At 66.7% G+C, this 12,311-nt stretch carries 10 protein-coding genes; 5 read left to right on the top strand and 5 right to left on the bottom strand.

Features of this window, described 5'->3' with window-relative positions; all coding sequences use genetic code 11:
* Positions 1-2 precede the first annotated feature (2 nt).
* The 4 genes from AC1DDA_RS04380 to AC1DDA_RS04365 all read left to right on the top strand — a co-directional run bounded on the left by AC1DDA_RS04380 (position 3) and on the right by AC1DDA_RS04365 (position 3,370).
* A complete protein-coding gene (locus AC1DDA_RS04380) occupies positions 3-1,172 on the top strand; it encodes an ABC transporter ATP-binding protein (protein ID WP_476794788.1) in 1,170 nt (389 codons plus the stop codon).
* A gap of 136 nt (positions 1,173-1,308) precedes the next feature.
* Complete coding sequence (locus AC1DDA_RS04375) at positions 1,309-2,211, top strand: ABC transporter permease subunit (RefSeq protein ID WP_476794787.1); 903 nt, start codon at positions 1,309-1,311, stop codon at positions 2,209-2,211.
* Complete coding sequence (locus tag AC1DDA_RS04370; RefSeq protein WP_476794786.1) at positions 2,208-2,996, top strand: ABC transporter permease; 789 nt, start codon at positions 2,208-2,210, stop codon at positions 2,994-2,996. The genes AC1DDA_RS04375 and AC1DDA_RS04370 overlap by 4 nt, the downstream gene beginning before the upstream one ends.
* Positions 2,997-3,097: 101 nt before the next feature.
* Positions 3,098-3,370 (top strand): hypothetical protein, encoded by a 273-nt coding sequence (locus tag AC1DDA_RS04365; RefSeq protein ID WP_476794785.1) that lies wholly within the window; start codon positions 3,098-3,100, stop codon positions 3,368-3,370.
* A gap of 63 nt (positions 3,371-3,433) precedes the next feature.
* Here AC1DDA_RS04365 and scpA read toward each other — a convergent pair whose 3' ends face one another.
* The 4 genes from scpA to AC1DDA_RS04345 all read right to left on the bottom strand — a co-directional run bounded on the left by scpA (position 3,434) and on the right by AC1DDA_RS04345 (position 8,979).
* Positions 3,434-5,602: a methylmalonyl-CoA mutase gene (gene scpA / locus AC1DDA_RS04360; protein WP_476794784.1), complete on the bottom strand. Its 2,169-nt coding sequence runs from the start codon at positions 5,600-5,602 to the stop codon at positions 3,434-3,436.
* A complete protein-coding gene (thiD, locus tag AC1DDA_RS04355) occupies positions 5,599-6,423 on the bottom strand; it encodes a bifunctional hydroxymethylpyrimidine kinase/phosphomethylpyrimidine kinase (protein ID WP_476795122.1) in 825 nt (274 codons plus the stop codon). The genes scpA and thiD overlap by 4 nt, the downstream gene beginning before the upstream one ends.
* 14 nt (positions 6,424-6,437) lie before the next feature.
* Positions 6,438-8,411: a methylmalonyl-CoA mutase subunit beta gene (locus AC1DDA_RS04350; RefSeq protein WP_476794783.1), complete on the bottom strand. Its 1,974-nt coding sequence runs from the start codon at positions 8,409-8,411 to the stop codon at positions 6,438-6,440.
* Positions 8,412-8,592: 181 nt separating this feature from the next.
* Positions 8,593-8,979 carry a DUF2267 domain-containing protein gene (locus AC1DDA_RS04345; RefSeq protein ID WP_149130337.1) on the bottom strand — a complete coding sequence of 129 codons (387 nt, stop codon included), beginning with the start codon at positions 8,977-8,979 and terminating at the stop codon, positions 8,593-8,595.
* Positions 8,980-9,134: 155 nt separating this feature from the next.
* Here AC1DDA_RS04345 and AC1DDA_RS04340 point away from each other — a divergent pair, with 155 nt between their 5' ends.
* Positions 9,135-10,673: a helicase HerA-like domain-containing protein gene (locus tag AC1DDA_RS04340; protein ID WP_476794782.1), complete on the top strand. Its 1,539-nt coding sequence runs from the start codon at positions 9,135-9,137 to the stop codon at positions 10,671-10,673.
* A 141-nt stretch (positions 10,674-10,814) separates the two neighbouring features.
* On the opposite strand, the gene AC1DDA_RS04335 is transcribed toward AC1DDA_RS04340, so the two are convergent.
* A complete protein-coding gene (locus AC1DDA_RS04335; RefSeq protein WP_441511124.1) occupies positions 10,815-12,158 on the bottom strand; it encodes an Nramp family divalent metal transporter in 1,344 nt (447 codons plus the stop codon).
* Between the last annotated feature and the right edge of the window lie 153 nt (positions 12,159-12,311).

Raw genomic sequence — 12,311 nt, 5'->3', positions numbered from 1 at the left:
CCATGAAGAAGACCTCGCCCGGCAGCGTGCGCCGGGCCTTCCAGCCCTGGAACGACCCGGCGGCGAAGCCGCTGGTGGAGTTCCGGGGCGTGACCAAGCGCTTTGGCGACGTCACGGCGGTGGGCGACCTCTCGCTCGCGCTATATCCCCGCGAGTTCTTTGCGCTGCTCGGTCCGTCCGGCTGCGGCAAGACCACGCTGATGCGCATGCTCGCCGGCTTCGAGACGCCGGATGCGGGCACGATCCTGCTCGCCGGGCAGGACATCACCGGCATCCCGCCGCATCTGCGGCCTATCAACATGATGTTCCAGTCCTATGCGCTGTTCCCGCATCTCAGCGTGGCGGGTAACATTGCTTATGGGCTGAAGCGCGAGGGGCTGCCGCGCGCCGAGATCGACCGGCGCGTCGAGGAGATGCTGGCGCTGGTCAAGCTCTCCGGCCTCGGCGGGCGCAAGCCGCATCAACTCTCCGGCGGCCAGCGCCAGCGCGTTGCACTCGCCCGCTCGCTCGCCAAGCGGCCAAAACTGCTGCTGCTCGACGAGCCGATGGCGGCGCTCGACAAGAAGCTGCGCGAGCAGACCCAGTTCGAGCTGATGGATTTGCAGAGCGAGCTCGGCCTGACCTTCATGGTCGTCACTCACGACCAGGACGAGGCCATGACAATGGCCGACCGCATGGCGGTGATGGACCACGGCAAGCTCGTCCAAATTGGCCCGCCCGACGTGATCTACGAGGCGCCGGCCAACCGGCATGTCGCGGAGTTCGTTGGCGACATCAACATTTTCGAAGGCAGGATCGCCGCCGTCGAGGGCGAACTGGTCCGCGCCGAGGTGCCACATGTCGGCACCGTCGAGCTCGACGAGGACGCGCCGGCCCTGAAGCCGGGCGAACCGCTCGTCATCGGCATCCGGCCCGAGAAAATCGAAATCGCCCATGACGAACCGGGCCAGGCGGTCAACAAGGTCGCTGGCGAGATCTGGGATATCGGCTATCTCGGCGACTTCACCATGATCCAGGTGATGCTCGGCGGGCAAAACGCTCAAGGGGAGGGCGGTCAGCTCGTCAAGGTCGCGCTCGCCAACAGGACACGGCGCATGGCGCGGCCCTTCGCCTGGGACGACAAGGTCTGGCTCTCCTGGGATGTCGAGGCCGGCGTGGTGCTGCCGCCATGAGGTGCGCTGGGGCAGGGGCGTCATTCTCGGGCGGAGCGAAGCGCAGACCCGATAATCTCTGGCAGAAGGAGGCGCTGGAGCCTCTCTTGTCGCCAGATCCTCGGGGCAAGCCCGAGCACGACGGCGCAGTGACATCATGAGCGCGGTCGCTTCGCTGCAGCGGCTTCGACGCCTCGTCGTCGCCGTGCCTTATCTCTGGCTGGCGCTGTTCTTCCTCGCGCCCTTCGCCATCGTGTTGCGCATGGCTTTCTCGCAGGCGGCGACGGCGCTGCCGCCCTATGCGCCGCATTTCGAGGGGCTGGCGCAGCTCGGCGCGTTCCTGTCGCAGCTCGATTTCGAGAATTTCAAGCTGCTCGGCGACGACCCGCTCTATTGGCAGAGCTATCTCTATTCCCTGCGCATCGCGGCGCTGACCACGCTCTTCGCCCTCGCGATCGGCTATCCGCTCGCTTATGCAATGGCCTCGGCGCCGTCGCGCTGGCGCGGTCTCCTGCTCGTCTTCGTCATCCTGCCGTTCTGGACGTCGTTCCTGATCCGCGTCTACGCCTGGATCGGCATCCTCAGGCCGGACGGGCTGCTCGACGCTGCGCTTGCTTTCCTCGGCTTCGAAACCGAGCCGCTGCGCCTGCTCAACACCGAGACGGCCGTGCTGCTCGGCATGGTCTATTCCTACCTGCCATTTATGGTGCTGCCGCTCTTCGCCACGCTGGAAAAACTTGATCGCGGCTTGCTCGAAGCGGCGGCCGATCTCGGTGCAACGCCCGTCAAAGCCTTCTTCACGGTGACGTTGCCGCTCTCGCTGCCCGGTATCCTCGCCGGCTCCGCGCTGGTCTTCATCCCCGCGGTGGGCGAGTTCGTCATCCCCGACCTGCTCGGCGGCCCCGACACCGTGATGATCGGCAAGGTGCTCTGGAGCGAGTTCTTCTCGAACCGCGACTGGCCACTGGCCTCGGCGGTTGCGGTGGTGTTGCTCGTCGTGCTGGTGCTGCCGCTCGTCCTGCTTCAGCGGGCGCGGCTGCGACGGGAGATGGCGGCATGAGCCGGCTCGGCCCCGGGTTGATCCTCGCGCTGATCGTCGGCTTCGCCTTCCTCTACCTGCCGATCCTGACGCTCGTCGCCTATTCCTTCAACGCCTCGCGGCTGGTGACGGTCTGGGGTGGCTTCTCGACGCATTGGTACGGCGCCTTGATGCAGAATGAGCCGCTGCTCGATGCTGCCTGGCTTTCGATCCGCCTCGGCGTCGTCTCGGCGACGCTGGCGACCATTCTCGGCACGCTCGCGGCACTGGCTCTCGCCCGCCATGGCCGTTTCATGGGGCGCACCTTGTTCTCCGGCATGGTGCTGGCACCGCTTGTCATGCCCGAGGTGGTGACGGGCCTGTCGCTGCTGCTGCTCTTTGTAGCCGTCGATGCCGAGCGCGGCTTCTGGACCGTCACGATCGCCCACGCGACCTTCGGTCTCGGCTTCGCCTGTATCGTCGTGCAATCGCGGCTCGCCGGCTTCGACCGCTCGCTGGAGGAGGCGGCGCAGGATCTCGGCGCCACGCCCTTCGTCACCTTCTGGACGGTGACCCTGCCGCTGATTTGGCCAGCGGTGGCGGCGGCCTGGATGCTCGCCTTCACGCTCTCGCTCGACGACCTCGTCGTCGCGAGCTTCACGACCGGTCCCGGCGCGACCACTTTGCCGATGCGGCTCTACTCGGCGGTCAAGCTCGGCGTCTCGCCCGAGATCAATGCCGCCTGCACGATCATGATCGGGGCTGTCGCCATCGTCGTGATCGCCGCTTCGCTGCTGCTGAAGCGTGAGCAGCTTTCCGGCAGTTAAACGGCGGCTGAACGGCGTCCTCAAAGCCCGTTCAGCCGGGTTTTGCGAATGTCCCTCTCACGGCAGGGGAATTCTCCCCGCCGCGAGACAGGACAGGGACCATGTTCCGCAATCGCGCCCGCACCGGTTTGGCGGCCTTCGCACTGGGCGGCATCGTGCTCGCCGCTTCTACCTTCGCCGGAGCAGGAAACGCCCAGGCTTTCGGCGGCCGTTACGAATCCGCCTATGAGCGCCCGGCTTATGGCGCCGATTGGCGGCCCGCGCCGCCCGCCGTCCATGGCTTCTGGGGCCAGCGCCGCTGGCACCGCTACTACGACGGTTACGGCATGCGGCCGCCTCCGCCACGCTACGGCTATGGTTACGGCTGGCGGTAAGTGTCGCCACGCCGGCTGTGACCATGGGGCGGGCGCGGTCTGAAGGCAGCGCCCGCCTTTTCGTTATTCGGCAGCGACCGTGCGCTGGGCGTAGCCCAGCCGTTGGTTCAGCTCTTCCAGAAGCTTCTCGGCGGCGTCGGCGATGACGGTGCCGGGCGGGAAGATCGCCGAGGCACCGGCCTCGATCAGCGCGTCGAAATCCTGCGGCGGGATGACGCCGCCGACCACGATCATGATGTCGGGCCGCCCCGCTTTGGCGAGCGCCGCCTTCAGCTCCGGCACCAGGGTGAGATGCCCTGCCGCCAGCGAGGACACGCCGACAATGTGGACGTCGTTCTCGACCGCCTGGCGCGCCGCCTCGTCGGGCGTCGCGAAGAGCGGCCCGATATCGACGTCGAAGCCGAGATCGGCGAAGGCCGAGGCGATCACTTTCTGGCCCCGGTCGTGCCCGTCCTGCCCCATCTTGGCAACGAGGATGCGGGGGCGGCGCCCATCGGCCTCCTCGAAAGCCCCGCACATCAGCTGGACCCGCGTGACGGCTGGGTTCATCTCGCCGACCTCCCGTTTGTAGACCCCCGAGATCGCCTTGATCTCGGCCCTGTGGCGCCCGAACACCTTCTCCATGGCCATGGAAATCTCGCCGACAGTGGCCTTGGCGCGCGCCGCTTTGACCGCGAGGTCGAGCAGATTGGCATTGCCGGCCGCGCCATCGGTGAGCGCAGCTAGGGCAGCCTGCACCTCGGTTTCGTCACGTTCGGCCTTGAGGCGCTTCAGCTTGTCGAGCTGCTGGGCGCGCACCGAGGCGTTGTTGACCTTGAGCACCTCGATGGAAGCCTCATTCTCCGGCTTGAAGCAGTTGACGCCGATGATCGCCTGCTGGCCGCCGTCGATGCGTGCCTGGGTCTTGGCGGCAGCTTCCTCGATTCTGAGCTTCGGGATACCGGCCTCGATCGCCTTCGCCATGCCGCCGAGCGCCTCGACTTCCCGGATATGGCCCCAGGCCTTCTCGGCGAGTTCCGCGGTGAGCCGTTCGACATAATAGGAGCCGCCCCAGGGATCGATGATCCGGGTCGTGCCGCTCTCCTGCTGCAACAGGATCTGGGTGTTGCGGGCGATGCGGGCCGAGAAATCGGTCGGCAGCGCCAGCGCCTCGTCGAGCGCGTTGGTGTGCAGGGACTGGGTGTGCCCCTGCGTCGCCGCCATCGCCTCGATCATCGTGCGCGGCACGTTGTTGAACACGTCCTGCGCCGTCAGCGACCAGCCCGAGGTCTGACAATGTGTGCGCAGCGGCAGGGACTTCTCGTTCTGCGCGCCGAAGTCCTTGACGAGCTTCGCCCAGATCAGCCGGGCGGCGCGCATCTTGGCGACTTCCATGAAGAAGTTCATGCCGATCGCCCAGAAGAACGACAGGCGCGGCGCGAAGACATCGACCGAAAGTCCGGCCCGCTGCCCGGCGCGGATGTACTCGACGCCATCGGCGAGCGTGTAGCCGAGCTCCAGGTCCTGCGTCGCTCCCGCCTCCTGCATGTGGTAGCCGGAGATCGAGATCGAGTTGAATTTCGGCATGTTCGCCGAGGTGAAGGCGAAGATGTCGCCGATGATCCGCATCGAGGGCGAAGGCGGATAGATATAGGTGTTGCGGACCATGAACTCCTTGAGGATGTCGTTCTGGATGGTCCCCGAGAGCTTGGCCTGCGGCACGCCCTGTTCCTCGGCCGCGACGATATAGAGCGCCAGCACCGGCAGGACAGCGCCGTTCATCGTCATCGACACGCTCATCTGGTCGAGCGGGATGCCGGAGAACAGCGTGCGCATGTCGTAGATCGAATCGATCGCGACGCCTGCCATGCCGACATCGCCAGCGACGCGCGGATGGTCGCTGTCATAGCCGCGGTGGGTGGCGAGGTCGAAGGCGACCGAGAGGCCTTTCTGCCCGGCGGCGAGGTTGCGCCGGTAGAAGGCGTTCGAATCCTCGGCCGTGGAGAAGCCGGCATATTGCCGGATCGTCCAGGGCTGGTTGACGTACATCGTCGGGTAGGGGCCGCGCAGATAGGGCGCGATACCCGGAAGCGTCTCGACGAAGGGCAGCCCTTCGCGGTCAGCGGCCGTATAGAGCGGCTTCACCGGAATATCTTCCGGTGTCATCCAGGGTTCGGCCGCCGTTAAGTCTGCAGATGCCGCCGTCCGGGTGTCGGCGAAGGCGAGCTTCGTGAAATCCGGGATCGCGGTCATGGCTGGCTCCCGTCCGTTCTGTCCCACCAGTGATGGAAATGATGCACCGGTCCGTGGCCGTGGCCAACCGCGACCTCGTCAGCGGCGGCGATGGCGGCGGAAATATAGGTCTTGGCGTGACCGACAGCCTCCGGCAGCGCCAGCCCCTTGGCGAGATTGGCGGTGATCGCAGAGGACAAGGTGCAGCCGGTGCCATGCGTGTTGCGGGTCGCGACACGTGGCGCATTGAAGCGCTGGCGCGCGCCGCCAGCGAGCAACAGGAGATCGCTGCTGACGTTGCCGGTGCCGTGCCCGCCCTTGACCAGCACATTGGCTGCACCAAGTGCGGCGAGCTTCTCGGCCTGCTCGTCCATCGCCACATCGGTCTCGGCTGGGCTGGTGCCGAGCAGGGCGGCAGCTTCGGGCAGGTTCGGGGTGATCAGCGTCGCGAGCGGAAAGAGGTGCTTGCGGATCGCCTCGACCGCCGACGCCTCCAGCAGCCGCGCGCCGGAAGCCGCGATCATGACGGGATCGAGCACGACATTCTTGGCGCCGTGGCGCTTCAGGCCGGCTGCAACTGTCTCGATCAGCTCTGCCGTCGCCAGCATGCCGATCTTGACCGCGCCGACATCGAGATCCTCGAAGACGGCGTCCATCTGCTGGGCGACGAAGTCGCGCGGCACGGCATGGATGGCGCTGACGCCCTTCGTATTCTGCGCCGTCAGCGCGACGATGACGCTGGCGCCATAGACCTGATGCGCCGCGAAGGTCTTCAGATCGGCCTGTATGCCGGCGCCGCCGCTCGAATCCGAGCCGGCGATGGTGAGGGCGATGGCAGTCAAACTCATGTCTCCGATCAGGCCCTTGCGATGGCCTGCGCGTGTTCGAGCGCCTCGACCACATCGCAACCCATGAAGATGAACGAGGATACGCCGGCCTTGTTCAAAGCTTCGCTGTCGGCGGGGCGGCCGGCGAGCCAGACCGTGGCACCGGCCGCGGCGAGCGCTTCGGTCGCGGCAGCGCCTTCTGCGGCATAGGCCGGGTCCGAGCCGCACAGGCAGGCGAGCTTCGCATCCGAGGCGCGGAAGGCCCCGACCAGCGCGTCGAGATCGGTGGCGCCGTCGGTGGCGAAGCCGTCGCCGCTCGGCGCGGCAAGGCCGCCGGCCTCGAACAGGTTGCGGGCAAAGCCGGCACGCGCGGTGAAGTCGGCGATAGAGCCGAGCGTCGCCAGGAAGACGACCGGGCGTTGCGGCAGGGCATCGGCCTTGTCGCGCAGAGCCTCGAACGGCTCCGACAATCTGAGCGAGGGCAGCGCATCCGCGTGCAGGGCCGCGCCGGGCGCGATCCGGGCATCGGCCCGGCCGGCTCCGCCGACGAAGGAGCGTATGATTTCGCCCTGGTTGCGCTCGGCGAGGCTGCCGGGAGGACGTCGTTCTCCGCGGACGACCGGCGCGACTTCCAGCACGGTCACCACGCCCTCGCCGATATTGGGGAACTCGCTGGTGCCGGTGATCGGCTCCCGGCGGGTGGCGATCGCCTTCGTGCGCGCTGTCCTCTGCTCGGCGAGCGTCTTCTGGACGGAACCGTTGGCGAGCCCGGCGACGATGCCGCGCAGATCGCCGCTGCTCTGCCGCTCGATCTCCTGGAAGGCTTGCCAGGCCTTCTCGCAAAGTGCCTGCGTCAACGCCTCGAAGCCGCCGGCGCCAGCCGCCGGATCGGCGACGCGCCAGAGATTGCTCTCTTCGAGCAGGATCAACTGCGTGTTGCGCGCGACGCGGCGCGCGAAGGCGTCGGCCAGACCGCGCGCGGCGGTGAAGGGCTGGACGGTCAGCGAATCCGCCCCGCCGACTCCGGCCGAGAAGGCTGCGACCGTGCCGCGCAGCAGATTGACATGGGGATCGCGCCTGGTCAGCGAACGCCAGGCCGTCTCCGCATGGATTCGCGCCGGCTTCGGGGTCAGCCCGCACGCCTGCTGGATACGGTTCCAGAGCAGCCGGGCAGCCCGGAATTTCGCGACCGTCAGAAACTCGTCGGTGTCGGCGACAAGCGTGAAGGAGAGGGTGTCGCGCGCCTCTGCCAGTGAAAATCCCTGCGCTTCGAGCGTGCGCAGATAGGCAACCGCGGTGGCAAGCGCTGCGCCGAGTTCCTGCGCCTCGCTGGCGCCGGCCTCGTGATAGGGGCGGCTGTCGACAGTGATGAACGGGCCGGAGAAGCCGCGGTCCTTGAGAGCGCGGATGGTCTCAGTGAGGCGGCGCCCGACCTCCGACCAGGAGACGGCGAGCGATCCGAGGCCGGCGAAGACGCCGATCGGGTCGAGGCCGAAATCCATGGCAAGTTCGGCCGGCGCATGGCCCCGCTTCTCGATCAGCGCCGCCAGCAGCAAGGCGTTGATGCGGCCCTCCGGGGCAGGGTCGAGCCGCAGCTGGATGAGATCGAGCATCGCGCCGTCGAGCGCGGCATCGAGAGTTGCGACATCATCGGCGACGAGGCCATAGCCGCGTGCCGCCGGCGCGCCCGCAAAGCTGATCGTCAGCGTGTCGGCGCCGCCTTCCAGATCGGCGAGCGCAAGCGCCTGGGCTTCCTTCGGCGCGGGATGGTCGAGCCGCGCGGCGACATGCCAGCGCCCGGCTTCGGCGCGCAAGGCCCGCGCGGTGGGGGAGGCAGCGGGGTAGAGCGGCTCGATGCGGATGCCATCAGCGGTGCGGCCGACCAGCCGTTTCTCGAAATCCGCACCCTTCAGAACCTTGTCGACCGCCGCACGCCAAACGTCATGCGACGGCGCCGGGAAGGCGTCGAGGTAGGGAAGGTCGGATGGGGCAGCCGAGTTCATGCGCGCCGATGCTCCTCTTCCGCACAATGTGCAGCCGTGGAGCGCTGATTGCCATGGGCGGGCGCGCACCGCCATCCCTACTTCGTCGCAGGGCAGGTGCAGAAATACGAAGGGGATACAAAACGCCGCCGCTATGCCGCACAAGGACGGCGTCGCGACGGCGCAAAAATATCGATCGGGATCAGACGAACTGGCCGAGCCCCGGAATGGCGCCCACGATCGCGCCCATCGCGTCCTCGCCGGCCTTCTCGCGGCCGACGGCAAACATTTCCTTGGACACGCTCTGGATCTGGCCCATCGAGAGGCCCGCGCCCATGAGCTGGCCGCCGAGCGCCATCACGCCGCCGCCACCGCCCATCAGCCCGCCGATCGCGCCGAGCATGCCGCCCTTGGCGCCTCCTTCGGCATCCGCGAGCGCCTGCGCGCCCGGCAGGGCAGCCATCAGCTGGCCGATCTCGGTCGCCGGGCCTTCCTTCTGCAGGAAAGCGAGGATGATGCCGACCGCCTTGCGGGCGAGTTCCTCGTTGATGCCGGCCGCAGCGGCCACTCGCGTGAGCAATTCTTCCATGGTCCCAATCCCCTCGCCAAACGGCTTCGCCGCGAAGCCCAGTAAAAATAGTTTACATATTTACGATCTGATTCCAACGGGCTTGGGCTTCCGCCTTCTGCGTCGTTTGGTTACACCCTCCACTGACGTTCTGGGAAATCTCATAGGCGGGTGTGATGGCGGATGACGGCGCGATTCTGATCGGCAAGAGCGGCAAGCCGGAGAACCTGCTGCTCAAGCTCGCCAATCGCCACGGCCTCGTGACCGGCGCGACCGGAACCGGCAAGACGGTGACGCTCCAGGTCATGGCCGAGGGCTTCGCCCGCAACGGCGTCCCGGTCTTCGCTGCCGACATCAAGGGCGATCTCTCCGGCATCGTGGCGCCGGGCGATTCCAAGCCGGCCTTCGTCAACCGGGCCAAGGAACTCGGGCTGAAATACGAGCCTGATCAGTTCACCACCGTCTTCTGGGACGTGTTCGGCGAGCAGGGGCACCCGGTCCGCGCCACGATCTCCGAGATGGGGCCGCTGCTGCTGGCGCGCCTGCTCGATCTCAACGACACGCAGGAGGGCGTGCTCAACATCGCCTTCCGCATCGCCGACGAGCAGAAGCTCCTGCTGCTCGATCTCAAGGATCTGCGTGCGATCCTGACCTTTATCGCCGAGAATGCGCAGGACTTGACCACCAAATACGGCAATGTCACCTCCGCGACCGTCGGCACGATCCAGCGCGCGCTGCTGGTACTGGAGAACCAGAAGGGCGATTTGTTCTTCGGCGAGCCGGCTCTGGACATCAACGACCTGATGAAGACGGATCGCGACGGCCGCGGCATCGTCAACATCCTCGCCGCCGACAAGCTGATGAACAATCCGCGGCTTTACGCGACCTTCCTGCTCTGGCTGCTCTCGGAGCTGTTCGAGCAGCTTCCCGAGGTCGGCGATCTCGACAAGCCGAAGCTCGTCTTCTTCTTCGACGAGGCGCATCTGCTCTTCAACGGCGCCCCCAAGGCGCTGCTGACGGCGGTCGAGCAGGTCGTTCGCCTGATCCGCTCCAAGGGCGTCGGCGTCTATTTCGTCACGCAGAACCCGCTCGATATCCCCGACACGGTGCTGGCCCAGCTCGGCAACCGTGTCCAGCACGCGCTGCGCGCTTTCACGCCGCGCGACCAGAAGGCCGTGCGCGCCGCTGCCGAGACCTTCCGCCAGAACCCGAAGATCAAGACGGAAGAGGCGATCAGCCAACTCGCCGTCGGCGAGGCGCTGATCTCGATGCTGGAAGGCAAGGGCTCGCCGGAAATGGTCGAGCGCGCGCTGATCGCGCCGCCGATGGCGCAGGTCGGTCCATGCACGCCGCAGCAGCGCCAGCAGGCGATCAATGCCTCGCCCGAGAAGGGCAAGTACGACACCATGATCGACCGCGAGTCGGCCTATGAAGTGCTGATGAAGCGCAAGAACCTCAATCCGGACGGCTCGTCCATCGAGGCGTCCACCGGTGGGGGAGGCGGCATCCTCGACACGATCGGCGGCTGGCTCGGCGGCGGCGCTCCGCAGCCGCGCCCGAAGACGGGGCCGGGTTCGCGTGGCGGTCCGTTGCCGCAGAGCATGGCAGAGAAGGTCATCACCTCGGCCGCGCGCTCGGCCGCGACCTCGATCGGCCGTCAGGTCGGTAACGCGATCCTGCGCGGCATTCTCGGCTCGATGTCCGGGAAGCGCTGAGCCCCGGCGCCATTCTCGGGCGAAGCGAAGCGCAGACCCGAGAATCTCAGCCCCGAAAGGGCACTGGAGCCTCTTTTGGCAGGAGATGCTCGGGCCAAGCCCGAGCATGACGAGTTTTTAATAGGAACGCTGTCTCCGCCGTCACGCTCCGGTCGCGAGATCGAACAGCAGCTTGAGGTTCAGCAGGATGATGATCGCGGCGATGAAGCCCGCTGTCAGGCTGAGCCAGCGCGGCGCCACCAGAGCGCCCATCTTGCCCTTCGATGCGGTGAACATGACCAGCGGCACCACCGCGAAAGGCAGCTGCAGGCTGAGCACGACCTGGCTCAGGATGAGCAGTTTCGCCGTCTGGCTCTCGCCATAGATCAGCGTGACCGCGATCGCCGGCACGATCGCGACGAGGCGCGTCACCAGCCGCCGCATCCAGGCCGGCAGGCGGATGCGCAGGAAGCCTTCCATCACGATCTGCCCGGCCATGGTCGCGGTCACGGTCGAGTTGAGGCCGCAGCAGAGCAGGGCGATTGCGAAGAGCGATGGCGCGATCGAGGCGCCGAGCAGCGGCTGCAGGAGTTCCTGCGCCTTGCCGAGCTCGGCGACGTCGTGGTGGCCGGCCTTGTAGAAGGTCGCCGCGGCGAGGATCAGGATGGACGCGTTGATCAGCAGCGCGAAGCAGAGCGCCACGGTGGAGTCGATCGTCGCGAACTTCAGAGCCTCGCGCTTCTCCGGCAGGGTGTGGCCGTAGGCGCGGGTCTGCACGATCCCTGAATGGAGATAGAGATTATGCGGCATGACCGTCGCGCCGATGATGCCGAGCGCGATGTAGAGCATGTTCGGGTTGGTCACGATCTCGGTCGTCGGCGCGAAGCCGCGGATCACTTCGCCCCAGTTCGGATCGGCGAGCGCGATCTGGATGCCGAAGCACAGCGCGATGACGCCGAGCAGCGTGATGATGAAGGCCTCGATCCACCGGAATCCGCGCGTCTGCAGCCACAAGATGATGAAGACGTCGAAGGCGGTGATCAGAACGCCGATCTCGAGCGGGATGCCGAAGAGGAGGTTGAGGCCGATCGCGGTGCCGATCACTTCTGCGAGGTCGGTCGCGCAGATCGCGAGCTCGGCCAGCAGCCAGAGCGGCCAGGCCATGTAGGGCGGATAGGCGTCGCGGCAGGCCTGGGCGAGGTCGCGGCCGGTGGCGATGGCGAGCCGCGCGCAGAGCGACTGCAGGATGATCGCCATCAGGTTCGAGACCAGGGCGACGACCAGCAGCGTGTAGCCGAACTGGGCGCCGCCGGCGAGCGAGGTTGCCCAGTTGCCGGGGTCCATATAGCCGACGGCGACGAGATAACCCGGACCGAAGAAGGCCAGGAACTTTCGCCAGGTCGAGGAGGTCGGCGTCACCTTGATGGTGCGAAAAACATCCGTCAGGGAGGGCTCGCCCCGCGATCGTAGCCAGATCGACGAGGATTCCGGGGCGCCTTGCGACATGATCTGACCTTGCTGCGACTTGTTTGCAATAAGAAGTAGCCGCCGTTCCGCATGCTGTCAATGCAGTTGCGAAGCGTTGTCAATTAGAGTTACGATCGGGCCGGGCGGCAATGCACGATTGTGGGCTGACGCCGGTTTGGGCTCTTGCCATGA

It is taken from the genome of Allobosea sp. 10N428 (assembly GCF_056394545.1).
This window is presented reverse-complemented; position numbering and strand designations above follow the sequence as displayed.

Coding starts and splice junctions, on each gene's coding strand:
- AC1DDA_RS04350 (WP_476794783.1), bottom strand. CDS start 8,411: ATGAACTCGGCTGCCCCATCCGACCTTCCCTACCTCGACGCCTTCCCG.
- AC1DDA_RS04365 (WP_476794785.1), top strand. CDS start 3,098: ATGTTCCGCAATCGCGCCCGCACCGGTTTGGCGGCCTTCGCACTGGGC.
- scpA (WP_476794784.1), bottom strand. CDS start 5,602: ATGACCGCGATCCCGGATTTCACGAAGCTCGCCTTCGCCGACACCCGG.
- AC1DDA_RS04345 (WP_149130337.1), bottom strand. CDS start 8,979: ATGGAAGAATTGCTCACGCGAGTGGCCGCTGCGGCCGGCATCAACGAG.
- AC1DDA_RS04340 (WP_476794782.1), top strand. CDS start 9,135: ATGGCGGATGACGGCGCGATTCTGATCGGCAAGAGCGGCAAGCCGGAG.
- AC1DDA_RS04335 (WP_441511124.1), bottom strand. CDS start 12,158: ATGTCGCAAGGCGCCCCGGAATCCTCGTCGATCTGGCTACGATCGCGG.
- AC1DDA_RS04370 (WP_476794786.1), top strand. CDS start 2,208: ATGAGCCGGCTCGGCCCCGGGTTGATCCTCGCGCTGATCGTCGGCTTC.
- AC1DDA_RS04375 (WP_476794787.1), top strand. CDS start 1,309: ATGAGCGCGGTCGCTTCGCTGCAGCGGCTTCGACGCCTCGTCGTCGCC.
- AC1DDA_RS04380 (WP_476794788.1), top strand. CDS start 3: ATGAAGAAGACCTCGCCCGGCAGCGTGCGCCGGGCCTTCCAGCCCTGG.